This is a genomic window from Rhodococcus sp. OAS809 (genome assembly GCF_040546695.1).
Taxonomy (GTDB): domain Bacteria; phylum Actinomycetota; class Actinomycetes; order Mycobacteriales; family Mycobacteriaceae; genus Rhodococcus_F; species Rhodococcus_F qingshengii.
In genome coordinates this window covers 5,517,832-5,542,681 of record NZ_JBEPOI010000002.1, presented here as the reverse complement: position 1 = coordinate 5,542,681, position 24,850 = coordinate 5,517,832, and the positions used below count along the sequence as shown (strand labels likewise).

Annotated in this window: 21 protein-coding genes; 12 read left to right on the top strand and 9 right to left on the bottom strand. The window is 62.7% G+C overall.

The window, feature by feature from the left end; translation table 11 throughout:
* The first annotated feature begins 171 nt into the window (after positions 1–171).
* The 5 genes from ABIE52_RS29005 (at position 172) to ABIE52_RS28985 (ending at position 7,195) form a co-directional block, all read left to right on the top strand.
* The gene (locus tag ABIE52_RS29005) at positions 172–1,365 is read left to right on the top strand and encodes an LLM class flavin-dependent oxidoreductase (protein WP_064444225.1); all 1,194 of its coding nucleotides are present in this window, start codon (positions 172–174) and stop codon (positions 1,363–1,365) included.
* Positions 1,362–2,438: an alcohol dehydrogenase catalytic domain-containing protein gene (locus tag ABIE52_RS29000; protein ID WP_030535354.1), complete on the top strand. Its 1,077-nt coding sequence runs from the start codon at positions 1,362–1,364 to the stop codon at positions 2,436–2,438. Before ABIE52_RS29005 ends, ABIE52_RS29000 begins: the two co-directional genes overlap by 4 nt.
* 180 nt (positions 2,439–2,618) lie before the next feature.
* Positions 2,619–4,277, top strand: a complete 1,659-nt coding sequence (locus ABIE52_RS28995; RefSeq protein ID WP_003940219.1) for a DNA repair helicase XPB — start codon at positions 2,619–2,621, stop codon at positions 4,275–4,277.
* A 102-nt stretch (positions 4,278–4,379) separates the two neighbouring features.
* Positions 4,380–6,458, top strand: coding sequence for an amidohydrolase family protein (locus ABIE52_RS28990; RefSeq protein ID WP_064687600.1), 2,079 nt, complete (start codon positions 4,380–4,382; stop codon positions 6,456–6,458).
* Between the two features lie 74 nt (positions 6,459–6,532).
* Complete coding sequence (locus ABIE52_RS28985) at positions 6,533–7,195, top strand: DUF3239 domain-containing protein (RefSeq protein WP_007733514.1); 663 nt, start codon at positions 6,533–6,535, stop codon at positions 7,193–7,195.
* 9 nt (positions 7,196–7,204) lie between these two features.
* Here ABIE52_RS28985 and ABIE52_RS28980 read toward each other — a convergent pair whose 3' ends face one another.
* Genes ABIE52_RS28980 through ABIE52_RS28955 form a run of 6 tightly spaced genes read right to left on the bottom strand, consistent with a single transcriptional unit; the run spans position 7,205 to position 13,574 of the window.
* A complete protein-coding gene (locus ABIE52_RS28980) occupies positions 7,205–8,191 on the bottom strand; it encodes an LLM class F420-dependent oxidoreductase (protein WP_063315901.1) in 987 nt (328 codons plus the stop codon).
* Positions 8,192–8,204: 13 nt separating this feature from the next.
* Positions 8,205–9,437, bottom strand: a complete 1,233-nt coding sequence (locus tag ABIE52_RS28975; RefSeq protein ID WP_042451237.1) for an MFS transporter — start codon at positions 9,435–9,437, stop codon at positions 8,205–8,207.
* A complete protein-coding gene (locus ABIE52_RS28970; protein ID WP_083056881.1) occupies positions 9,434–10,780 on the bottom strand; it encodes an LLM class flavin-dependent oxidoreductase in 1,347 nt (448 codons plus the stop codon). Before ABIE52_RS28970 ends, ABIE52_RS28975 begins: the two co-directional genes overlap by 4 nt.
* Before the next feature lie 31 nt (positions 10,781–10,811).
* Entirely contained in the window at positions 10,812–11,684 is an 873-nt protein-coding gene (locus ABIE52_RS28965; protein WP_083056879.1) for an ABC transporter permease, read from the bottom strand.
* Positions 11,677–12,498 carry an ABC transporter ATP-binding protein gene (locus ABIE52_RS28960; protein ID WP_003940477.1) on the bottom strand — a complete coding sequence of 274 codons (822 nt, stop codon included), beginning with the start codon at positions 12,496–12,498 and terminating at the stop codon, positions 11,677–11,679. Before ABIE52_RS28960 ends, ABIE52_RS28965 begins: the two co-directional genes overlap by 8 nt.
* Positions 12,495–13,574 (bottom strand): ABC transporter substrate-binding protein, encoded by a 1,080-nt coding sequence (locus ABIE52_RS28955; RefSeq protein ID WP_192712267.1) that lies wholly within the window; start codon positions 13,572–13,574, stop codon positions 12,495–12,497. The genes ABIE52_RS28960 and ABIE52_RS28955 overlap by 4 nt, the downstream gene beginning before the upstream one ends.
* 277 nt (positions 13,575–13,851) lie before the next feature.
* Here ABIE52_RS28955 and ABIE52_RS28950 point away from each other — a divergent pair, with 277 nt between their 5' ends.
* On the top strand, positions 13,852–14,814 hold the full coding sequence (locus ABIE52_RS28950; RefSeq protein ID WP_192712266.1) for a sigma-70 family RNA polymerase sigma factor: 963 nt from the start codon (positions 13,852–13,854) through the stop codon (positions 14,812–14,814).
* On the opposite strand, the gene ABIE52_RS28945 is transcribed toward ABIE52_RS28950, so the two are convergent.
* Positions 14,790–16,511, bottom strand: a complete 1,722-nt coding sequence (locus ABIE52_RS28945) for an FUSC family protein (protein WP_050654833.1) — start codon at positions 16,509–16,511, stop codon at positions 14,790–14,792. The two genes, ABIE52_RS28950 and ABIE52_RS28945, sit on opposite strands and share 25 nt — an antisense overlap.
* A 187-nt stretch (positions 16,512–16,698) precedes the next feature.
* Here ABIE52_RS28945 and ABIE52_RS28940 point away from each other — a divergent pair, with 187 nt between their 5' ends.
* Positions 16,699–17,877: an acyl-CoA dehydrogenase family protein gene (locus ABIE52_RS28940; RefSeq protein WP_192712265.1), complete on the top strand. Its 1,179-nt coding sequence runs from the start codon at positions 16,699–16,701 to the stop codon at positions 17,875–17,877.
* Between the two features lie 4 nt (positions 17,878–17,881).
* Here ABIE52_RS28940 and ABIE52_RS28935 read toward each other — a convergent pair whose 3' ends face one another.
* Together ABIE52_RS28935 and ABIE52_RS28930 are read right to left on the bottom strand one after the other, a co-directional pair.
* Positions 17,882–18,508, bottom strand: coding sequence for a TetR/AcrR family transcriptional regulator (locus ABIE52_RS28935; protein WP_030535343.1), 627 nt, complete (start codon positions 18,506–18,508; stop codon positions 17,882–17,884).
* Positions 18,505–19,161: a TetR/AcrR family transcriptional regulator gene (locus ABIE52_RS28930; RefSeq protein WP_007733534.1), complete on the bottom strand. Its 657-nt coding sequence runs from the start codon at positions 19,159–19,161 to the stop codon at positions 18,505–18,507. Before ABIE52_RS28930 ends, ABIE52_RS28935 begins: the two co-directional genes overlap by 4 nt.
* A 183-nt stretch (positions 19,162–19,344) precedes the next feature.
* Between ABIE52_RS28930 and ABIE52_RS28925 the strand changes: the two genes are divergently transcribed.
* The 5 genes from ABIE52_RS28925 to ABIE52_RS28905 are packed head-to-tail and all read left to right on the top strand — an operon-like array spanning position 19,345 to position 24,848.
* Positions 19,345–20,901 carry a flavin-containing monooxygenase gene (locus ABIE52_RS28925; RefSeq protein WP_192712264.1) on the top strand — a complete coding sequence of 519 codons (1,557 nt, stop codon included), beginning with the start codon at positions 19,345–19,347 and terminating at the stop codon, positions 20,899–20,901.
* Positions 20,901–21,833, top strand: coding sequence for a metal-dependent hydrolase (locus ABIE52_RS28920; RefSeq protein ID WP_003940129.1), 933 nt, complete (start codon positions 20,901–20,903; stop codon positions 21,831–21,833). The genes ABIE52_RS28925 and ABIE52_RS28920 overlap by 1 nt, the downstream gene beginning before the upstream one ends.
* Positions 21,830–22,921: a PDR/VanB family oxidoreductase gene (locus tag ABIE52_RS28915; RefSeq protein ID WP_162113735.1), complete on the top strand. Its 1,092-nt coding sequence runs from the start codon at positions 21,830–21,832 to the stop codon at positions 22,919–22,921. The genes ABIE52_RS28920 and ABIE52_RS28915 overlap by 4 nt, the downstream gene beginning before the upstream one ends.
* Positions 22,918–23,418 carry an SRPBCC family protein gene (locus tag ABIE52_RS28910; protein WP_007733538.1) on the top strand — a complete coding sequence of 167 codons (501 nt, stop codon included), beginning with the start codon at positions 22,918–22,920 and terminating at the stop codon, positions 23,416–23,418. Before ABIE52_RS28915 ends, ABIE52_RS28910 begins: the two co-directional genes overlap by 4 nt.
* The gene (locus tag ABIE52_RS28905; protein ID WP_192712263.1) at positions 23,415–24,848 is read left to right on the top strand and encodes an aldehyde dehydrogenase family protein; all 1,434 of its coding nucleotides are present in this window, start codon (positions 23,415–23,417) and stop codon (positions 24,846–24,848) included. The genes ABIE52_RS28910 and ABIE52_RS28905 overlap by 4 nt, the downstream gene beginning before the upstream one ends.
* Positions 24,849–24,850: the final 2 nt, after the last annotated feature.

The window sequence follows — 24,850 nt, the reverse complement described above, 5'->3', positions numbered from 1 at the left end:
ACTTGCAACAACGATATCCGACGTCATTGCACCAGATAACGTTGAACTACAGGTGATTACAAATCTCCCACTGTGCGGGAGGCTCAACTTATTGGATCAGTTGATCCATGTTAGACATCTCGATCAGAGCGAGTGATCCAAATCACTCCCCTGTCGACAGGAGTTGTCATCGTGTGGTCCGCATCGTCCATCCGCTTCGGAGCCTTCCTCGCCCCGTACCACCCGCTCGACGCCGATCCCGCCCTGCAACTCAGACGCGATATCGACCTCATGACACACCTGGACCACCTCGGATTCGAAGAAGCGTGGATGGGTGAGCATCATTCGACCGGCGCCGAGATCGTGCCTGCCCCGGACATGTTCATCGCGGCCGCCGCAGAGCGAACCGAGCGCATCCAGTTCGGCACAGGCGTGACGTCTCTGCCCTATCACCACCCGTTGATCACGGCCGACCGCATCACTCAGCTCGATCTGCAGACCCGCGGACGGCTCATCTTCGGCACCGGCCCGGGCAAGATCCCCCTCGATGCACACATGATGGGCATCAACCCGTCGGACCAGCGTCGTCGCCAGGGCGAAGCGCTCGAGGCCATTCTCGCGTTGCTTCGCGGCGAGGTCGTCAACATGGAAACCGACTGGTTCACGTTGCGTGACGCACGCGCACAGCTGCCCACCTATCGCGCGGACGGCATCGAGACAGTGACAGCGTCCACGATTTCTCCCAACGGTTCGGTGCTCGCAGGCAAGAACGGCCTCTCCCTGCTCTCATTGGCGGCGAGTTCACCCAGCGGCTTCGACGCACTGGATCGCAACTGGGATGTGTACGAGAAGGTCTCGGCCGAACACGGCCACCGCGCCGACCGAGCGACGTGGCGTGTGGTCAATCCGATGTTCCTCGCCGAGACCCGAGCCGAGGCCGAGCGCGCCGTGAGCCGACGGATCGGATCGATGGCTTCTTACGTGAATCGACAGACCGGCCAGAGCCCGGCCTGGGCAGATACACCTGCCGGAATCATCGATCAGTGGCGCAACGACACGCTCGGCGAGTTCGGTCAGGCGATCATCGGTACCCCCGAAGATGCGATCGCACAGATCGAGCGTCTGATCGAGAAGACGGGAGGGTTCGGCACGTTCTTGATCCTTCACGTCGACATGGCGAGCTGGGAGGACACCAAACGCAGCTACGAATTGTTCGCCTCCGAGGTGGTCCCGCACTTCCGGAAGCGAAATGTCGGGCGTCAGGCGAGCATGCAGTTCGCCGAGGACAATCGCGAATACCTGATCGGCGGGCTGGTCGGAGCGATCACCAAAGCCCATACCGACTACTACGGCCAGCCGGCCGAGACGGGAGCCGTGCGCGCATGAGGGCCGTCCGTTTCCAGCAGGGAGAATTCGCGGTCACCGAGATCGCCGACCCGCCGCCGTTGGCACCCCATCAGATCCGCATCGACGTCGTCGCCTGCGGGATCTGCGGCAGCGACCTGAGCATGTCGAAGGACCCGTGCCGATTCGTCGAGGTCGCGCACGACGGGGGCTACCCGCTCGCCACCTTCGATCCGGACGCGCCAGTGGTGCTGGGGCACGAATACGCGGGTATTGTCTCCGAGACCGGTTCTGCAGTAGACGATTTCGCGATCGGCGATCGGGTGGCCGGCATCGGCTTGGCCACCGACACCGCTACCGGGATCCCGACGATCATCGGCTACTCGAACGAGTACCACGGCGCGTTCGGCGATCACATAGTCGTCGACGCGTTCTGGGTCCGCAAAGTTCCCGACCACCTGTCACTCGAGCACGCCACACTTGCCGAACCTCTCCACGTCGGCGAGATGCATCTCCAACAGTCCGGCCTCACCTCGGCCGATTCGGCGCTCGTCATCGGTTGCGGAACGATCGGACTGGGCGCCATCGTCGCCGCGAAAGCGCGCGGAGCGCAGATCGTCATCGCGTCGGAGCCCTCCCCCAAACGACGCGAGCTCGCCGCGAAGATGGGCGCGGACATCGTTGTCGATCCGGCCGAGCAGGATCCGATCGAACTGTGGAATCGAATGATCGCCGAAGGCAACCAGCTTGTCGGCCAGGCCGCGAACGGAGTTCTGATCGCCTACGAATGCAGCGGTCGGGCGGGAGTCATCGGAGAACTGATGCACACTCTGCCGTTCAACTCGCGGATTCAGGTTCTGGCTGCGCCGTTCGGCGACGAGACGATCATTCCCGTCGTCGGGCAGTTCCGGAGGATCTCGATCAACTTCGGTCACGGTCCTTACGAGAATGCCTACGACATCACCCTGCAGAGGCTCGCCGACGGCGAGATCGACGCCGAAGCGATCATCACCGGCAGGGTCGGTCTGGATGGAGTCTCGGACGCTTTCGCAGCTCTGCGCGCACCCGACGAACACGTGAAGATCCTCGTACTACCCGCGGGCCTCCCGGAATAGCGGTCGATCCTGCCCTGTTGACGTAGGGGTGCTCGCACTCGGGCACCTCTACTTCGGGCTGTGCGAGCGTCGCCTGTTGGCGTCTGCGCCCCGATACCAGGACAATGGCAGGGTTGGCGTCAGCCGACAACGCGGCGCAACGCTCTGTGGCTGCCGCGTTTGCTTCACTAGGAGGATTCCGTGACCGACGGACCGTTGATCGTCCAATCCGACAAGACGCTGCTGTTGGAGGTCGACCACGAGCGCGCCGGCGATGCCAGGCAGGCAATCGCCCCCTTCGCGGAACTCGAACGGGCCCCCGAACACGTCCACACGTATCGCATCACTCCCCTGGCCTTGTGGAATGCCCGCGCCGCCGGACACGACGCCGAGCAGGTTGTCGACGCGCTCGTGTCGTACTCACGATTCGCGGTTCCACAACCGCTGCTGGTCGACATCGTCGACACGATGGCCAGGTACGGACGCTTACAGCTGGTCAAGAGCCCGGTGCACGGCCTCATCCTGGTCAGCCTCGACCGCGCAGTCCTCACCGAGGTGATGCGACACAAGAAGATCTCGCCGATGCTCGGTGAGAAGGTCGACGACGACACCGTGATCGTCCACCCGAGCGAACGCGGCCGCCTCAAGCAGATGCTGCTCAAGGTGGGCTGGCCGGCCGAGGACCTCGCCGGCTATGTGGACGGCGAAGCGCACCCGATCGATCTCGCTTTCGAAGAGGGCCACTGGGAACTGCGCGACTACCAGCAGATGGCAGCGGATTCGTTCTGGGCCGGCGGCTCGGGCGTCGTCGTGCTGCCGTGTGGCGCCGGCAAGACGATGGTGGGCGCCGCGGCGATGGCAAAGGCCAAGGCCACCACCCTCATCCTCGTCACCAATACCGTTGCCGGTCGTCAGTGGAAGCGTGAGTTGATCGCGCGTACATCGTTGACCGAGGAAGAAATCGGCGAATACTCCGGCGAGCGCAAGGAGATTCGGCCGGTCACGATCGCGACCTACCAGGTGATCACACGTCGCACGAAGGGCGAGTACAAGCACCTCGAACTTTTCGACTCCCGCGACTGGGGACTGGTGATCTACGACGAGGTCCACCTGTTGCCCGCGCCCGTCTTCCGGATGACGGCAGATCTGCAGTCGCGCCGCCGTCTCGGCCTGACCGCAACGCTGGTTCGCGAGGACGGCCGCGAAGGCGACGTCTTCTCGCTCATCGGCCCCAAGCGCTACGACGCTCCGTGGAAGGACATCGAAGCGCAGGGCTGGATCGCGCCGGCCGACTGCGTCGAGGTGCGAGTGACGATGACGGACGCCGAGCGCATGTCCTATGCCGTCGCCGAACCGGAGGAGCGCTACAAACTGTGCTCGACGGCTCACACGAAAATTGCGGTCGTGAAGTCGATCCTGGCCAAGCACCCCGATTCTCCGACTTTGGTGATCGGTGCGTATCTCGATCAGCTCGACGAACTCGGCGAAGCCCTGAACGCCCCGGTGATCAAGGGATCCACCAAGAACAAGGAACGCGAGATCCTGTTCGATCAGTTCCGTAACGGTGAGATCCAGACGCTGGTGGTGAGCAAGGTCGCGAACTTCTCGATCGACCTTCCGGAGGCATCTGTCGCCGTGCAGGTTTCGGGAACCTTCGGGTCGAGACAGGAAGAAGCGCAGCGACTCGGACGCCTACTGCGACCCAAGCACGACGGCGGTCAGGCTCACTTCTATTCGGTGGTTTCCCGCGACACTCTCGATGCGGAGTACGCGGCACATCGTCAGCGATTCCTCGCCGAACAGGGCTACGCCTATCGGATCACCGACGCCGATGACCTGCTCGGACCTGCCATCGGCTGAGCATTTCTGCAACACGTTGCAGAATCAAATGGACATACGTCCAGTTATCTGTAGAGTGTCCCCTGTCACAGTCGTGTCCATCGGCCGGGGGTCACCAGCACCATGCGCTCAGTTCCACGTCTACGGGGTCGGCTCGCCGGAACCATCTCGCTGCTGACTGCCGCCGTCGTCGTCGCCGCGACCGGCGTCAGCGCCGCGGCACCGAGTCCTGCTCCTACTGCGCAGAACTCGGTGTACGCACTTGCGAACGGTTGCTTCGCGCTGCGCACCGAGTCTGGTGATTTCGTCCGTCGTGACGGGTCGGCGTACCTCACCGACGTAACGAAAGCCGCAGACGCCGAACCGTTCCGGCTACATGCGGCCCAGTTGGGTCGTTTCATGCTGTACGGCCCGGACGGGTCGATGCTCTCGCACGACGGCGCGGACTCGGTACTCGCCACTTCCGAAGCAACTCCCTCCACCGACTGGACCGTGATGTCCACCGGTGAATCGTTCGTTCTGACCGCGACCTCGAACGGCCGTCAACTGATCTCGCGAGATTTGATGCTCACGATGTCCGATCCCGGTGACGTTCCCGAATCTGCGTTCACGCTGATCCCGCGCGATGGCTGCGCCGATTTCCCCGAAGCGGAGGTGGGCGCAAACGGCGTTCCGGGAGAAATCGGACCGAACGGTGAAGTCACCGGATTCATCGACACACACGTGCACATGAATGCTTCCGAGTTCATGGGCGGAAACCTGCACTGCGGCCGACCTTTCGATCCTCAGGGCGTCACCGCAGCGCTCGTCGACTGCCCGGACCATCAACCTGACGGGATACCGGCGCTCCTCGAAAACGTTCTGTCGTACGGCAATCCCTTCGAAACTCACGACACCACCGGCTGGCCGAGTTTCGCCGACTGGCCGGCGCACGATTCACTGACGCACGAGCAGACGTACTACAAGTGGGTCGAGCGGGCCTGGCGTGGCGGGCTGCGAATCTTCACCAATCTCTTTGTCGCCAATCGTGTCCTGTGCGAGCTGTATCCGAGCAAGCGAAATCCCTGTGACGAGATGGAGACCGTCCGGATCCAGGCGCAGCAGACACGCGAACTCCAGGACTACATCGACGCCCAGTACGGCGGTCCCGGCCGGGGTTGGTTCCGCATCGTGAGCTCGCCGGAACAGGCCAGGCAGGTGGCCGCCGACGGAAAGCTGGCCGTCACCCTCGGGGTGGAGGTGTCCGAACCCTTCGGTTGCTCTGTGCGCAACGGTATTCCGCAGTGCACCGAGGACGACATCGACCGCGGCCTGGACGAGTTGTACGACCTCGGTGTCCGGCAGATGATCGTCACGCACAAGTTCGACAACGCCCTCGGCGGTGCCCGTTTCGACGGCGGCGTCACCGGAGTGGCCGTCAATATCGGCAACTACCTGGGCACCGGGGAGTTCTGGCAGTCGGAACCATGCACCGGCGTTGCCGAGGACAATGTGCTGCCCACCAAGGTCGACGGCGCACAGAATCTTCTCGCGGTACTCCCACCCGGAGTGACGCTTCCGGTGTACCCCTCTGGTCCGCAATGCAATTCGCACGGCCTGACCGACCTCGGCGCGTACACGATCCGAGGTTTGATGGACCGAGGGATGATCGTGGACATCGATCACATGAGCGTCAAGACCGCCGAAGCGGCTCTCGATATTCTCGAAGCTGCGAACTACTCCGGCGTCGTTTCCAGTCACAGCTGGAGCGACCCGAGCCTGTACAAGCGGATCTACGCACTCGGCGGATTTGTCGCCCTGTACGCCGGACAACTCGACGCATCGGACGAAAAGCCCGAAGAGCGTGGGTTCATCGACCAGTGGCGGGACGCACGGGCGATGCGAAGCGAGAACTACTACTTCGGTTTCGGCTACGGCGCCGACACCAACGGCTTCGGGCCGCAGGCCGCACCGCGCGGCGACGCCGCAGAAAATCCGCTGCAATATCCGTACACCGCCTTCGACGGCACGGTCATGGACCAGCAGCGCGCCGGCACCCGGGTTTTCGACGTGAACACCGACGGCGTGGCGCAGTACGGGATGATTCCCGACTGGATCGCGGACATGCGCATCGCCGCGGGAGCCGACGGCGACACCATCATCGAGGACATGAGCCGCGGCGCCGAGGCTTACCTGCAGATGTGGGAGCGCGCGCGAAACTAGCTACGCTGGTGGACGGTCCCCGGGCGATCGGGGGCCGGTCCTAGATCGTCCGGCACCACCCGAAGGAATTTTTCGTGGCTGACTTCCAGTTCACCGTCGACAAGGCTCACGCCAAGTCGGTCAACGACACACTGGCCGATGTACGCCGCCTGCAGATTTCTGCGGTGATCTTCGCGATCGTCCTCGCCGCGGTCGGGGCCTGGTTGATCAGCATGGGCGAGGTGTGGTCCATCATCATCGGCGCAGTCCTCGCCATCGGTGCGGCCAGTTCCCTGTGGGTCGCCGTGTGGGCACCTCGCAAGGTGGGAAGCGTCGAATCTCTGTATGCGGACAACCCACTGGTTCCCGCGATCGTCACCGAGGTTCATCCTCGAGCGGCGACCTTGACGGCATTGATCGACATCGCGAAGCCGGCGGCCGGAGCACCGCAGTACGCGCTCGTCAGCCGCAACGTTCGACTCAATCCGAAGTGGCGAGTCGGCGACCGCATTCCGTCGGTCGCACTGCGTTCGGATCGTTCCACCCGCAGCAAGGCTGACACGTGGCAGATGGTCAGTCCCATGCCGATCGAGTGGGGGACCAAGGACTCGGCAGTGCTGGCACGCGCGATCGCTGCTGTCAGTGCGAGCGAGTGGAACTTCCTGCAGAGCCGGATTCCCGATTCCGAAGAAGTTCGCACCCACCCCGATCGCCGGGTCCTGATCAACCCGGCCGATCTTCCTGACTCGCTGCGCTAGCCCCAACGGTTACGCGAGCGCGGGCAGCACTTCCTTCTCGAACATCTCGATTCCCGACGTGTCGTACGCGGCCTCGGGGAAGTAGAAGATTCCGTACTCGAGTCCCTGCGCCGCGAGCGCCGACAGGTTCTCGATGATCTGCTCGGGCGTACCCACGGCAGGCATTCCGCGGAACGCATCGAGCGACGCATCGGCGGCAGCTTCGCCGACCAACGGCGTCAGTCGGGCCTTCAGTGTCTCCAACCGCTGAGCCACCTCGGATTCCGTCGCGCCGATGGCCACGTTGTAGTTGGCCGAACGGACGATGGCGTCGAAATCGCTACCGACGGTGTCGCAGTGCTTCTTCAGGATTTCGGACTTGTGCGCGAAGCCGGCCGGGGTGCCGTCGAAGTTCGTGTACTGCGCGTACTTGGCCGCGATCTTGAGTGTGACCTTCTCGCCGCCACCGGCAACCCAGATGGGAATTCCGCCCTCTTGCAACGGAAGTGGACGGCACAGCGCTCCGTCGACCTGGTAGTACTTGCCGTCGAGCGTCGAGCTGCCGGTCGACCACGCCTGCTGCATGATCTGGATTCCTTCGTCGAGGCGGCCCAGACGCTCACCGGCAGAGGGGAAACCGTAGCCGTACGCACGCCACTCCTGCTCGTACCAACCGCCGCCGATGCCCATCTCGACGCGTCCACCCGTGATGAGATCGGTGGTCGCGGCGACCTTGGCGAGGTACGCCGGGTTTCGGTAGCTCATGGCGGTACACATCTGGCCGAGTCGGATACGCGACGTCGATGCACCGAGTGCGGCCATCAACGTCCACGCCTCGTGAGTCGCTTCTTCCGTCGGCTGGGGAACGGTGTGGAAGTGGTCGTAGACCCACACCGACTCCCACGGCCCTGCCTCCGCGCGCAGCGTGAAGTCTCGCATCACCTCCCACTGCTTCGCGGGGTCGATGCCGACCAGGTCCAGACGCCAGCCTTGAGGTACGAACAGTCCGAATCGCATGTAGCGAGCCTACCTACAGTTTCCCGACGCGCGACCGGGGTGACACCCGCGGAGAGTAGACCGGAATGAAGCGGAACATCATCGCCGCGCCGGCGAACGACGTCGCGCCCAGGGCGGCGAATGCCCACCCGAGTGGGAGCACCGCGGCGAGTAGACCGATCGCGAGCGGCCCACCGAACATGCCGGTGTCGTGAGTCAATCGCCATGCAGCGAGGAACTCGGCGCGTTCTTCGGGCGGGGCGATATCGGCACCGAGGGTCATGATCACGCCGTTGCCCAGTCCGTTGCCGATCCCCATCACGACAGCGACCACGGTCAATCCCACTGCACCCGTCGAGAACGGCAACAGTAGGTACGACACACCGATCACCGTCAGCGAAGGCACCGCGACCAGCCTGCGGCCGTATCGGTCCATGATGTGTCCGGCCGGGTACGAGCACAGCAGGTCCACGGCCGCACCGATACCGAAGATCACACTCACCTGGGCTGCATCCAATCCGAGGTGCAATGCCCACAATGGAAGAACGGCCTCACGCGAAGCGCGGGCGGCGCCCATCAGAAGGGAGCCTGTCCCGAGCGTCGACAGAGCGGCACGATGACGGCGAAGGATCTCCGGGAGCGTGACGTGTCCGTGATCGCTGTTGCCTGCCTGCACCTTTCGTGGCGGGTCGGGAACGCGGGCCATCAGCGCCCCGGCGAGCACGACGCCCACCAACTGGACGAGGAATCCTCCGCGCGCTCCCACCAGGAGAATCACGCCGGCCCCGATGAGCGGTCCCAGGAAGAAACCCAACCGCCACATCGCGGCGAACGACGACATTGCTCGGGCCCGAAGACCGAGTGGCACGGTCTCGGCGAGGTAGCTCTGCCGCGCAAGGCCCCACACCGCATTCGCCAATCCGGTCAACAGTGCGCCGATACCGAGCATCCACGGAGTCTGCGCAAGGAGACAAATCACCACTCCTGTTGCACCCAAGGAACTTCCGCCGATGATCGACCTGCGCTCACCGAAACGCGACACGATCCTGCCGGCGGGGAGGTCACCGAGTACGGCGCCCAAACCACCGAGTGCAACGATCAGGCCGGCGACGGCAACCGATGCACCCAGGTCGCGCGCGGTGACGGCCATGATGGGGGCAGCCGCTCCCTGACCGATCCCGAAGATGGCCGCCGGTACGAAAACCGTTGTGACGAGTGGCTTGAGACCGGCAATCGCCGGCTGTTCCTTGGGCAGTGTTTCCGTCACGCGCTCACTTCTGCCGCGTCAGCGGCCCGCGAAAACCGATTCGCCGGACGATCGAGGCCGTAGTGACCCCGCAGGGTGGATTCCGTGTATTCGGTCCGGAAGATCCCACGCGCCTGCAGAATCGGCACGACCCGGTCGACGAACACCTCGAGCCCTCCAGGCAGATAGGGCGGCATGATGTTGAAGCCGTCCGCGGCGCCCTTGTCGAACCATTCGGTCAACTCGTCCGCGACCTGCTCCGGTGTCCCGGCAAATGTCCGATGCCCACGGCCACCGCCGAGTTTGCCGATCAGTTCACGGACGGTGAGGTTTTCGCTCTCTGCAAGGTCTTTGACGAGCTGGTATCGACTCTTGTTTCCTTGGATGCGATCGATGTCCGGCAACGGTGGCAGCGGGGCATCCAGCGAATGCTCGGTGAGGTCGACGCCCACCATGTTCGAGAGTTGGCGCAGTGAGTACTCAGGTGAGATGAGATCCGTGAACGACTGCTCCAGTGCCTTGGCTTCGTCTTCCGTATCCGCGATGAAGGGAACGATGCCTGGCAGCACCTTGATCTCGTCGGGACTACGCCCGTACTTGATCAGCCGCGCTTTGAGGTCGGTGTAGAAATCCTGCCCCTGCTCGAGTGTTCGTTGAGCGGTGAACACGGCTTCGGCATACCTCGCCGCGAAATCCTTACCGCTCTCGGAGGAACCGGCCTGTACAAGCAGCGGACGTCCCTGTGGAGACCTCGGCGAATTGAGCGGGCCAGCCACCGTGAATCGTTGACCGTCATGGTCGATGCGATGGACACGATCAGGATCGGCGAAGATTCCGGTCTCTTCGTCCAGGACAACTGCCCCCTCTTCCCAGCTGTCCCAGAGTCCGAGCGTCACGTCGAGAAACTCCTCGGCGCGCTCGTAACGACCGCTGTGCGTCGGTACCGCATCGAGGCCGAAGTTCGCGGCCTCGTCGGCGCCGGCCGACGTCACGATGTTCCACCCGCCTCGTCCGCCACTGATGTGATCGAGGGAAGCGAACTTCCTTGCGAGAGTGTATGGATCGCTGTAACTGGTCGACGCGGTTGCAATCAGCCCCACCTTGTCGGTGGCCGCCGCGATCGCCGACAGCAAGGTGACGGGTTCGAAGATCGCCTGGGTGTTGTACTTGACCCGCGGGCCGACTGCTAGACCGTCGGCGAAGAACACCGAGTCCAGCTTTCCACGCTCGGCGATTCTCCCCAATTCCTGGAAGTGCTTGACGTCCAGGAGGTTGGCCGCATTTGTGCGTGGGTGGCGCCACGCCGCCTCATGATGGCCGACGCCCATCAGGAAGGCGTTCAGATGAAATTGTCGTTCGGACATGAGTTCGCAGAATCTTTCCGTGAATGTGTGGTCAGGTGGTGACGCGCCAGCGCGAGAGCCGACGTTCGATCAGGACCAGAATCGCGTTGATTGTCAGACCCAACAACGAGATCGCGACGATGCCCGCGTACATGTTCGGGATCTGGAAGTTGAGTTGTGAAGCGGTGATCAGATACCCGAGACCGGCTTTGGCCCCGACCATTTCGGCGGCGATCAGCACGAGAATCGACGACGCGGCTGCCATGCGGATACCCGTGAAGATCGTGGGAACAGCGGCGGGCAGAACCACCTTCTGGAACAGCCGAATCGAGGAGAACCCCAGCGAGGCAGCGGACTTGATCAGCAGGGGGTCCACTGTTCGCACACCGGAGATCGTGTTGAGCAGAATCGGGAAGGTGCAGGCGTAGATCACCAGGGCGATCTTCGATTCCTCACCGATTCCGAGAATCAGCACGAAGACGGGAAGCAGAGCCAAGGCTGCTGTGTTGCGGAACAATTCGAGAATCGGGTTGAGGAAGTCGGAGACCGGGCGGTACCAGGCGATCGCGATTCCCAACGGAATCGCGATCGCGATGGCCACGAAGAATCCGGTCAGCGCACGCGTCAGACTGGCCGAAACATGCTCTTGCAATTGTCCGTTCTCGGCGAGAGTGAAGAATGCGGACACAACTTCGGTGAAGGGCGGGAGGAAGACCTTGTCCACCAGCCCGAGCCGAGGTGCCGCTTCCCAGATCCCGAGGAAGATCGCGATCGCAATCGACGGCTTGGCAATCCGCCAGGCGGTGGAACGAATGTAGCGCGCCGCCTTGCCGCCGGCCTGGCTCCGCTGCGCAATGTCAGGTGTTATGTCGGCCAACGGTTTCGGGGTGGCGACCACCTCCGGCGTCGCCAATGCGCTAGACATGTGCAACCTCCTTGGCAGGATCGAGTTCGCCGGCCCGAGCGCGCTCGACTTCACCGTGCAGCAGCGTCCAGATCCGGTGCCGGAACACTCGGAACTCCTCACCTGATCGCACGTCGTCGCCGGACCGGTCGATGTCGATGTCGACGATCGTCTTGACGCGCCCCGGCCGCGAAGTCAGTACTGCAACACGTTGCCCGAGGTAGATGGCCTCGTCGATTCCGTGGGTGATGAACAAGATGGTCTTGCCGGTGGCCTTCCAGATGCGCAGAAGCTCGTCCTGCAGCGACTCTCGCGTCTGTGCGTCCAGCGCAGCAAATGGTTCGTCCATCAGCAACACTTCGGGGTCGAATGCCAGGCTGCGGGCGATCGCGACTCGCTGCTTCATTCCACCGGACAACTCGTGCGGATAGCGATCCGCGAAACCTTGCAGACCGACCAGTTCGAGGTAATGCTCGGCGAGCTCGCGTCGCTCGCTCTTCTTCACGCCCTTCGCTTCGAGTCCGAACTCGATGTTGTGACGTGCAGTTCGCCATGGAAGTAGCGCGTATTGCTGGAAGACGATTCCCCGATCCAAGCCTGGGCCCGTGATCTGCTTGCCGTCCAGAAGGATTCGACCGGAAGTGGGCGAACTGAGTCCTCCGAGGAGGTCCAGCAGAGTCGACTTGCCGCAACCACTCGGCCCGACGAGGACCAGGAACTCCCCCGGCGCCACGTCGATGTTGATGTCCTCGACCGCGGTGAAAACTTCGTCGGTCCCACGAATGTCGAACTGTTTGGTGACGTGCTCGAGCCGTAGTTTCGGTTCTGTGCTCATTTTGCTGCCTCCAGTGCCTGTCCGTCAGCGCCGCTGTCGGGTGAATACGTTCCGTTGGCGTACGGGTTGAATTCGTTGGTGTAGATGTCCGACGGCTTCAACTTTCCTTCTTCGAGTTCACCGTTACGGGTGAGCCAGTCGATCCACGTGCTGATCTCGGTATCGGTGATCGTTCCGCCGGGGCCGGCGACTCCTGGGCTCTTCCAGTAGCTGATGAGCTTGGTGTCCTCGTTGCGTCCGCGGCTGTTGATGATCGACGTCAGCTTCGCGATCACTTCTTCTCGTGGGTGCGTCTGCGTCCAGCGGATGGCCCTCGCTGTTCCCTGCACGAAATCGGTGACCGCCTCCTTGTTCTGCGCGATGTAGTCGTCACGGAACACCAACGTGCCGTAGGTGAACGAGCCGAACAGCGATTCGTCGGTGAACAGCTCGCGAAGGCCACCACGTTCGAGCGCGGAGTCACGGAAGACCGAGCCGAGGGTGGCGACGTCGATCTGTCCCTGCCGCAACGCTTGTTCCGTGTTGACCGGCGGAACCACGATCAGTTCCACCTGCTTGATCTCGTCCGGTGTAAGCCCCTCCCGCGCAAGCCATTCACGCACGACGAACTCGTGGTGCGCACCGAGGGTGTTCATCCCGACCTTCTTGCCGATCAGGTCCTTCGCCGATTTGATCGGACTGTCGTCGAGAACGTAGTAACCGTTGAAGCTCTCCTTGTCCGAGCCGTAGTACCCGATGACCGAGGTGATCGGTGAACCCGCGGAAGCCAACTTCACCACCGCACCGTTGAACGCTCCCCCGAACTCGGTTTGACCGGTCGCTGCGTTCTGAATGCTCTGAGGGCCGCTGGTCGTATCGCCGATCCAGTTGAGCTCCACGTCGTTGAAGTAGCCGAGGTCAGCGGCCAGTTCGGGGTAGATGACCTGTCCGGTGCTGCCCTCGTACCGCAGGACGGTCTTGCCGTCGGCGGTCTTGACCACTTCGTCGGAGGAGCCCGAGCAGGCAACGGCAAAACTGGACAGAGTGACAAGAGCGACGACCGCGGCTACCGAGCGCGCGAAACGAGGGCGAATCATGAAGTTGCTTCCTGTAGAAGATGATTGGTTCAGTTCTCGGCTACACCTGTCCGGAGCGCCGTGTGCGGCGCTCGGCACAGGCAGGTGTGGGGAATGTCAGTTCAACGACAACAGTTGAGCGACATGAGCGGGAAAGACCGAAACACGTGAGACTCCAATGAATGTGCAGACAGGATCGAGCCGTGAGCAGTGCCGAAACCATACGTCGGCACCCACTACCTGGGTCAACGGTTACATTCATGCCGGATTTAATGTGTGAGGTCCGTATCATGAGGGCATGCTTTCGCCGACGACTGCGCAGGACTTCGAGCAACACCGTGGCCACCTGACGTCGGTGGCCTACCGTCTCACCGGAAGTTTCAGCGACGCTCAGGATGCGGTGCAGGAAGCGTGGATACGGCTTCAAGTTGCCGAAAACACGCGAGGCGACGAATTGCAGATCCGCGAACTGCGCGGATGGCTCACCACAGTTGTCGGCCGAATCTGCCTCGATCATCTCAAATCGGCCGCGGTCAGACGAGAAAGCTATGTCGGACAGTGGCTTCCGGAGCCGATCGTCACGCCCCTCGACGCCACCTCGGGCACACCCTCAGCGACACCCGATCCGCTGGAGTACGTCGTGACGCAGGAACAGAATCGTTTTGCTGCCCTCGTCGTCCTGGACACCCTTACTCCCGCTCAACGCGTTGCCTTCGTCCTGCATGACGGCTTCGACGTGCCCTTCGCCGAGGTTGCGCGCATCCTCGACATCGAAGTAGCCACTGCCCGTCAGTTGGCCTCGCGGGCCCGTAAAGCCGCAGCGTCGGCGCCGGTCCCGGTCAGTAGCGAGGAGCATGCTGCTGCCGTCGAGCGATTGGTGACGGCTATCGCGAGTGGAGATCTGAACGCCGTGATAGGTGCACTCGATCCCGATGCCGTCCTGATCGGTGACGCAGGCGGAACTACCCGCACGGCTGTCAACATTGTGCGCGGCAGCGATCGTGTCGCGCGGTTCTATCTGGGATTGGCCCGCAAGTACGGACCGGCAGCGGTGTTCTCGATGTCACCGGTTCTCGTCAACGGACAGCTCGGCGGTGTATTCGCCGGCTCACCGGGGGACGACCAGTACCCGCAGTTCGCCGCTCGCGTTGCCGGCTTCACTGTCCGCGACGGAGTTGTGTGCGCAGCCTACGACATTGCGAATCCAGCCAAGTTCAGCGCTGTGCCGATGCTCGATCACACCGAACCCGAACGCAAGTAGCGAGACTCCCATTCCTCGAGGTGTGATCTGGACACCTGCGTGCCGAACCACAGTCGGTGCAGTACATCCGATCCCAGATGATGCAATTCGGTGTGCGTCCTCCACTGCTGCGACGCCCACTCGGGTTCGTTGTGGGCGGCGTCGATCCCGGCCATCGCGCTACCTCGCAGTTCGAAGTCCAGGTCCCGACGAAGCTCCGAAAGCTCCGACCAATTCGCCTGTGGTGCATAGTGCCTCGCGCGAATTTCGGTCAGCAGCTTGAACAGGACGCTACCCGCCCGTTCGTCGACCCAGATCAGAGTGCGTCGATGCGCACCGCGCCCCACCGTCCACAGGACCACCAACGCCACGACGACGCCGATTGCCGTCTCGAGCATGCGGCTGAGGATCAGATGTCGGACGGTCCCGTGCGCACCACCGGCCGCGCCGAGGAGAATCGCGAGGGCGGTGATGAAGATGACGGCTATCCCGTAATTCCGCACCAGGAACAGCTCGATCCCCGCCATCAGGACGGCAAGTACCGCCACCAACCACAGACCGGTCGGACTCCAGGCGTAGATGGCACCCAACAGAATCAACCCGAGGACGGTTCCGCCGATGCGGTGGATTCCGCGATAGGTGCCCAGTATTCGATCCGGTCCTTGATGAAGGACCATCGCCGCGGCGATCACCGCCCAGTCCGGGCGATCGATGCCGAGCAGGACGGTGAGGGTTCCCGCCGCCATACAGGCAATGGACAGCCGAAGTGCCGTCACCGACGCTCGGCTGGACGGATTGCAGGCGCGGAGGAACCGATATCGGATCGTCGGGTCGGGCAGAGGCGGGTGGGCCCCGACCTCGTCGACGTCGAACGCGGGGTCCGCCATGAGCTCCGGATCGTGGTCGTCGGAGATCGCTCTGGCCATCGAGATCTGCGCTCGTTCGAGTTCACGGGTCAACGGGTGGTCTTTCCCGACGATTGCGCCGCGGTAAAGGCACTGCCACGCGTCATGCAGCCGAAGTGCTGCAGCGTGGCGTTTGTCTCGCGTGAGTTCGGGTGGGGCGTACCTCGCCTGAGCGTCCGTGTACTCCGCAACGGCCGAGACGGCTGCCTGTACAGCACTGCGTTCGACAGCTCTCGGTGCCCACAGGATTCCCGTCATCGAGACGACCACCGCGCTGATCCCACCGATTGCCGTCCACATCGCGACCTCGACCGGCGGCTGACCGGGAGTGGCGATCACGGAACTGATCTCGGTGGTGAGCAACAGAAAGAACGCGCCCGGTGGACCCAATCGAAGCGCGTCGACGGTGAAGGCGCAGGTCGACACCACGACGGCCATGATCAGCACGACAAAGACCAGCAGCACCGTCGGCGCTCCCTCAGCGATGGCTCGGTGGACGGGCTCACCCACCGATGCCCCGACGAAGGACAGGATCGTCAGCGCCGTCGCAGCGATACCGACTGCCTTCCACCTGCTCCGGTACGGACGACCCTCACCGTAGATCGATGCAAATGCACCGAGGCCGACCAGGAGCGAAGCAGACCCGAATCCGAGCAGTGTGGCGATGGCCGCCGGAATCGCCAGGGCGAGGGCGACGCGAACCGCTCCGGGGTACCTGTTTCCCACCGGCGGCAATCCGAACAGGACGCTGCGCGCCGGCCGCGGAGCCGGGAGGTTGGACTCGTGACCCGCTGATGTTTCTTCGGGGTCCACTGCCCATCCTTCGCGCCGGCCTGTTCGTGTCTGTGTCGTCCCATTCTTGCGGGCGGCCGACGTGGAATTCGAGGCGGGTCCGGAGGTCGATTCGACCACCCCTTTATTGACACTATGTCAACAGTGTGGATGATAGGTGGAGTCGGATCCGCTCGCGGGTCGCACTTCATCGATCGGGAGAATCACGATGACGCAAGGATCTACCGCAACCCGGACCGCAGAACGACGGTCCCCGTGGATGGACGACGAATTGGAGGCCGTGGCCGACCTGGCAAGGAACTTCTTCGCCAAACACGTCACACCGCATCAGAAACGCTTCGCGTCCCAAGGTTTTCCCGACAAATCCGCATATCGAGAACTCGGGGCGCTCGGGCTCGCCGGCATGTCGATCCCCACCGAGTACGGCGGCGGAGGAGGAACTTTCGCGCACGACGCCGTGCTGTTCCACGAGCAGGTCATGGCGGGTGATCATTCACTCCAACTCGGCGTGCACTCGGGAATCGTGCCGCACTACCTCAATGCCTACGCCGATCACGAGCACAAACTGCGCTGGCTACCGAAACTGGTGAGTGGCGAGTGGGTGGGCGCAATCGCCATGACCGAGCCCGGCACCGGATCCGACGTGCAGAACATCACCACCCGAGCCGTCCGCGACGGTGACGACTATCTGATCAGCGGCGCAAAGACCTTCATCTCCAACGGTCGCAATTGTGATCTGGTGATCATTGCCGCCAAGACCGATCCCAGCCTCGGAGCGCGTGGAGTGTCGCTCATCGTGGCCGAGGTCGATGACAACACACCGGGTTTCGAGCGCGGGCGAATACTCGAGAAGGTCGGACAGAAGGGCCAGGACACCACCGAGCTGTTCTTCGACCGCTTGCGGGTGCCTGCAACAAACCTGCTCGGGGACCGCGAAGGCACAGGGTTTGCCCAGCTGATGCAGCAGCTACTGCCCGAACGATTGATCTGCGGAGTTGCAGCCACTGCGGCAATGGAGCGTGCAGTCGCCCTCACCGTCGAGTACACCAAATCCCGAAACATGTTCGGGCAAACGCTCTTCGATCTGCAGAACACGCGCTTCGAACTTGCCGAGTGCGCGTCCATCGCTCGTATCTCACGAACGTTCATCGACGACTGCATCGTCAAATACCTTGCCGGGCAGCTCGATGCGACTATCGCCGCGATGGCCAAGTACTGGCTCACCGATCAGCAGTGCGCCGTGATCGACCGCTGCGTGCAACTACACGGCGGGTACGGCTACATACTCGAATATCCCATCGCTCAGATGTATGCCGACGCTCGTATTCAGCGAATCTACGCCGGATCGAACGAAGTCATGAAGGACCTCGTGGCGAGATCACTCTGAGCAATCAGGAATCCGCCTCGCACGCCGGCAGAACGTCACGCACGATGGCGAGCAAACTGCGTACCAGCAGAAGGTGCACCTGTTCGCGGTCGAGCGCTCCCGTCACCAACCACTGCTTACTGGCGGCCTTCGCCAAGCCTCCGTACGCCACGATCATCGAATGAACAGCAGCCTCACTGCCTTCACTCGGTCGAATCTCGAGCGCATCCATCATGCGTCGCGCAGCAACGTCGTCAGCATCCTGCAGGATCCGATCCATCTCGGGATCACGGCGGAGGTCGTCGGACATGACTGTCGAGATCCACATGTCGCGATGACGCCAGGCGACGTCGAGCCACCGATCGATCACGGCGCCGATCCGCTTCTCCTGGCTCGCCGATCGCGGAATGCGGTCCACCGCCACTTCGGGAATGAAGACGAACCGCCGCACGACGTCGAGATACAACTCCCGCTTGGAGCCGAAGTAATGATTGAGCAGCGGACGTCCGACCCCAGCCGCCTTGGCCAACTCGGTCATCGAGACGTCGGCAAAAGACTTCTCCTCGAAAACCTTTGCCGCGCTGACAATGATCTGCTCACGCCGGTCTTCGGGACCGAGACGCCTTCCGCCTGTGGCCGACGCGGACGTCATTCTTTTCTCGCAGGCGTGCTGTTGACCGTCGCCTGCGCCTCGACCATGAGCGAAATGTGCTCCACCAAACGCTTTCGAGAGATCTTGGAGGACGGGGTGTGCGCCTGATAGATGAACGCGAGGGCACCGAACAGCCCCACTGAATTGAGTTCGGAGTTCGCGGAGTCGGTTGCCTCGCCGCCGTACATCAGCTCGAGCGACGCGGAAATCGGATTCGTGAACTCCGCCATCAATTCTCGCCCTCGATCCCACAGCGCAGGTTCCGCCTGGGATTCGACGAACATGATGCGTCCACGTCGAGGATCTTTGAATACGTAGTTGGTGAAGGCCTTCACCACGTGGCGGATCAGGGCCGACGGTTCGGAAGGCGCCGCCTCGAGAGCGTCCAGAATAGTGTCACGCGCACCGAGAACGACCTCGTCGAGCACGGCGACCAGCAGTTCGTCACGGTTGGCGAAGCTCTCGTAGAAGTACCGTTCGGTCAGCGCGGCCTCGCGGCAGGTCGCACGCATGGTCGCGGCGGCCGCTCCCTCGGTGCCCATGATCTGCAACCCGGCTTCGATCAGCTGTGTCCGGCGCGCGGCGCGGCGATCTTCCGGTTCCTGCCCACGCCACCTGCGCGGGCCGGTGCGCCGAGCCTCGGTATCCGTCATGTCCCCATGTTCTCACTGACCGGCAGCGCTCTCGACCTCAGGTTATCGCGGCGACCTCCGCAAGCGAACTGACATCGCCCGATGTCAATCAGTTGAATTCTGACATCAACCGCTGTTGACATCACTTGATGTCAGACTTACTCTTCGTTCAGTTGTTCACGCACCAATCAGGAGGCGTCACACATGGTCGACATCGACCCAACCTCGGGGCCATCGGCCGGTGACGAGGAAACTCGAACTCGCCGAACACGAGTCGTCGTCATCGGAGCCGGTTTCGGCGGCATCGGAACGGCTGTCCGCTTGAAGCAGTCCGGGATCGACGACTTCGTCGTTCTGGAACGTGCCGCGGAGCCCGGGGGAACCTGGCAGGTCAATACCTACCCCGGTGCACAGTGCGACATCCCGTCGATTCTGTACTCGTTCTCGTTTGCGCCAAATCCGAACTGGACGCGGCTGTATCCGCTACAGCCCGAGATCTACGACTATCTCCGGGATTGCGTCCATCGCTTCGGACTGGCCGGTCATTTCCACTGCAATCAGGGCGTGACAGAAGCTTCGTGGGACGAGCAAGCCCAGATCTGGCGGGTACACACTGCGGAAACCGTGTGGGAGACACAGTTCCTGGTCGCGGCCACCGGCCCGTTCAGTGCCCCCGCCACACCCGACCTTCCCGGGCTCGAATCGTTTCGTGGTCAGATGTTCCACACCGCGGACTGGAACCACGACCACGACCTTCGCGGTGAGCGGATAGCCGTGGTCGGCACCGGTGCCTCTGCGGTGCAGATCATCCCCAGACTGCAACCGCTCGCGGACACGTTGACCGTGTTCCAGCGGACACCGACGTGGATCCTGCCGCACCCGGATCAGCCGATGACCGGCTGGCCGAGCGCTCTCTTCGAGCGGGTGCCGCTCACCCAACGACTGGCACGCAAGGGACTTGACCTGCTCCAAGAAGCCCTGGTACCCGGATTCGTGTACAAGCCGTCACTGCTCAAAGGGCTGGCCGCACTCGGCCGAGCACACCTTCGCCGGCAGGTGCGGGACCCGGAGCTTCGCGCAAAGCTGCTCCCCCACTACGCATTCGGATGCAAGCGTCCGACGTTCTCGAACACCTACTATCCCGCGCTGGCGTCACCCAATGTGGAGGTGGTGACGGACGGAATCGTCGAGGTGCAGGAGCGCGGAGTCCTCACCGCGGACGGCGCCTTCCGGGAAGTCGACACCATAGTCATGGGAACCGGCTTTCGTATGGGAGACAACCCGTCGTTCGACATCATCCGGGGCAAGGACGGCCGCAGCCTCGCGCAGACGTGGAACGGCAGTGCCGAGGCCTTCCTCGGCACCACCATCAGCGGGTTTCCGAACTTCTTCATGATCCTCGGCCCCAATTCCGTGGTCTACACCTCGCAGGTCGTCACGATCGAAGCGCAGGTCGAGTACATCGTGAGCTGCATTCTTCAAATGGACGAGGGCGGCATCGGCAGTATCGACGTCCGGGCAGACGTGCAGAGAGAGTTCGTGCGCGCGACCGACCGCCGACTCGCCACCAGCGTATGGAACGCCGGCGGGTGCAGTAGTTACTACCTCGTCGACGGCGGCCGCAATTACACCTTCTATCCCGGATTCAACCGATCCTTCCGCACCAGGACCAAACGAGCCGACCTCGCTCACTACGCGCAAGTACAACCCGTCTCGTCCGAATCACTCACCACTGCCCGAGAAACCGTGAGGAGCCGATAATGCTCGGCATCAACGCCTTCCGAGGCACACCCGTCGTCGCACCGTCCGGCGCGCGCCGCTACACCGACGAAGCACATGCGATCGCCGCCCGTGACGTCGAATTCGACTGGGACGGCGTACCACTGCATTACGTGCCGAACGAACCGATGGTCACCCACGTCATCAACTTCATGCATCTCGTGTTGCCCGAGGGAGAGCGGGCCATGTCCGCAACGCTCGCCGAAGCGCTCCCGCTCATCGAGGACCCCCGCCTGCACGAAGAGGTGGTGGGATTCGTCGGACAGGAAGCAACACACGCGTCGTCGCACAAAGGTGCACGCGAGCATCTTGCGGACCTCGGCATGGACATGAAACCGATGTCACGCCGGATGGACTGGCTCGTGGACAAGATATTGGGCGACAAAGGATTGACCGGAAAAGCCAAGCACGCCTGGCTCTGTGAACGTCTCGGCTTGTTTGCCGCGATGGAGCATTACACGGCGGTGGTCGGGGAATGGCTGCTCACCGATCCCGCCCTCGAAGATGCCGGCATGCACCCGACGATGCTCGACATGGTCAAGTGGCACGGCGCCGAGGAAGTCGAGCACCGCAACGTGGCCTTCGACGCCTACATGTACGTGGACGGTAGCTACGCCAGACGCGTTCGCACGGCGCTGCTCGCCAGCTTCACGTTGTTCGTGTTGTTCATCGCCTCGATGAACTACCTCTTCCGGCAGGACCCGTCGAAGGCGAAGGGCCGCCTGTGGCCTCTGCAACTGATCAGCGCCACTCGCCGCGGCCTGGTCCCGAACATGAAATTCCTGATCACCGAGATTCCTCCGTATCTGCGGCCGAGCTTCCATCCGTCCCAGATCGGGGACATGGACGTAGCCATGCGCTACCTCGCTCGCTCACCTGCCGCCAATCGTTCTTCCGAAAAGAGTGAAGGATGAACAAGACGACTGCCGACCGTCCTCACGACGCACAAGACTTCACACCGACCCGGTCGTTGAGGATTGCCGCACAGGCGACGAGCGCATACCGTCGAATCTTTGCGTCAAGTCCTGCAGCGCAGATACTTTCGCGTCCCAACCCGGTCCGCTACAGCGGATTCGACATGACGCTGGACGTGAAGTCCGTCCGGTTCGAGTGCGCAGACGTCCTGAGTGTCACCTTGACCCCGAGGGAAGGAATCACCCTGCCGTCGTGGATTCCCGGCGCTCACCTAGACGTCATTCTCCCCTCGGGAAGGCAACGACAGTATTCGTTGTGCGGAGACCCTGACGACTTGACCTCGTATCGGATCGCCGTCCGGCGGATCGACGAAGGCGGGGGCGGCTCCCGCGAGATACACGAGTCGCTGAAACCCGGAATGGTTGTCGACGTACGAGGGCCGCGGAATGCATTTCCTTTTGTCACTGCTCCGTCGTACCTCTTTGTTGCGGGCGGAATCGGGATCACTCCGATACTTCCCATGGTGCAACGCTGTCACCGCCGCGGAGTCCCGTGGCGATTGGACTATCTCGGACGAACTCGGGCAGCTATGCCATTCCTGAACGAGATCGAGGAGTATTCCAGCGGCCGGGTAACCATCCGACCCGACGACGAGCTGGGTCCGACGGATATCGGAACACTCGTCGCTGCTGCGGATCCCGGTGCCGCGGTGTACACGTGCGGACCGGTTCCGCTGATGAACACGGTGCGTGCGGCAACTTTCGCCGCCAACCCGACCGGATCGGTGCACAGCGAGAGGTTCTCCCCACTCCCGGTAGTCGACGGCAAGGAGTTCACGGTGCATCTGGCGCGCACCGGTCTCACCGTCGATGTGGGCGAGTCCGAAAGCGCCTTGGCTGCAATACGACGCGTACTTCCCGGAGTAGCGTATTCATGCCAACAGGGCTTCTGCGGTACATGCAAGGTCCGGGTGCTCTCCGGGACCGTCGAGCATCGAGACACCCTCCTCACCGAATCCGAACGTACTGGTTCGATGTTGACCTGTCGATCACGTTCCACCGGTGGGCCTTTGGTGGTGGACCTGTGAAGGGAAAATTCTCTCTTTCTGCGGCCGACGCAGCCTTCATCCGCTCCGCTCCGCTGGTGATCACTCACCGGATCGAATCCGAAGCGACATGTGAAAGCTTGTGGCAGACGTTGACCTCGGACGGAGCGCTCACGTCGTGGGCGCACGGGATCACCGGAGCCGACTGGACCTCGGACAGACCATTCGGCGTCGGGACTACGCGAACCGTGCGAGCCGGCGCTTTTGCTGCACTGAACGAGCGATTCTTCCGCTGGGACGAGGGGCGCCGGATGTCGTTCTACGTGGAGTCGGCGTCACTTCCGGGGTTCAAACGCTTCGCTGAAGATCTGGTGTTGGAACCGACTTCGACTGGCAGCCGCCTCACCTGGACGTTCGCTGTGCAAGCGCAGCCGTGGTTCGCCCCCATTCTGACTCTGTCCCGACCGATCCTCCAACGCGTCACCCGCGGCTGGGCCGACGGCGCCGTCCACCACACACTTCAAGGAACTCCACGATGACGGCGACCGAGATCGACACGACCACACAGGCGTCCGACGACACGGTGACACAGGCAGTGCGCGACGCCCGTACTGCTTCCGAATGGTGGGCAGAACTGACATTCGAGCAACGCGCTCGTCGACTGGATCGGTGGCGAGGAATCATCGCTCGTCGCGCATCCGAACTCGCCGACGTCGTGCACCGGGACATGGGCAAGCCGCACCCTGACGCGATGCTCGAAATCGCCATGGCACTAGAACATCTCGCGTGGGCGTCGAAGAATGCCCGAAAGGTATTGGGCAGGCGCAGCGTCCGCTCCAGTTTGTTGACGGTCAATCAGGCCGCCTCGGTGGAGTATCGACCTCTCGGGGTGATCGGTGTGATCGGTCCGTGGAACTATCCGGTCTTCACCCCACTCGGTTCGCTCTCGTTCTCGCTGGCTGCAGGCAACGCCGTGGTCTACAAGCCGAGTGAGTTCGCACCGGCAGTCGGGCAATGGTTGGGCCGCGCCTTCGCCGAGGTCGTCCCTGAACATCCTGTGCTGCAGGTCGTCACGGGCGATGGTTCGGTCGGCGCGGCACTGTGCCTGGCCGGTGTCGACAAGATCGGGTTCACCGGATCGACCGCGACGGGCAAGAAAGTCATGGCAGCGTGCGCCGAGACCCTCACACCGGTATTGATGGAATGTGGTGGTAAGGACGCGCTCATCCTTGATGCCGACGGAAATGTCGGTGCCGCCGCGGATGCTGCGGTGTGGGGAGCATTGTCCAACTCCGGTCAAACCTGTCTGGGCGTCGAGCGTGTATACGTGCACGAACATGTCTACGGCGAGTTTATCGACAAGACAATCACTTTGGCTGCCCGAGTTCATGCGGGTCCGGGTGCCGAAGACAAGATCGGTCCGATCACCATGCCCTCGCAAGTGGCTGTAATCCGGCGCCACATCGACGACGCGATGTCGCGGGGTGGACGTGTCGTTCTCGGAGGGCTCGGCTCGATCTCCGGCCAGTACGTGCAACCGACCATCATGGTCGACGTCCCCGAAGACAGCCTCGCCGTCACGGAGGAAACTTTCGGCCCGACGATGACGATCACCAAGGTCGCCTCGATGGACGAGGCGGTGGAGTTGGTCAATGCGTCGCCATACGCATTGGGAACAAGCGTGTTCGGCAAGGACGGAGCGGCTGTTGCCGATCGGCTCCGATCCGGAGGAGCGTCGGTGAACTCTTACGTGATGTATGCCGCGGTTCCCAACCTGCCACTGGGTGGGGTCGGAGCATCTGGTTTCGGACGCGTTCACGGCCCAGATGGTCTGAAGGAGTTCACCTACGCTCGTTCGACGACTCGGCAACGATTCCGTTCGCCCCTACCACTGACGACGTTTCGAAGGACCGCCCGAATCGACTGGCTGGTCAAGGTTCTCATCCGCGCGCTACACGGAAGGCACTGAAG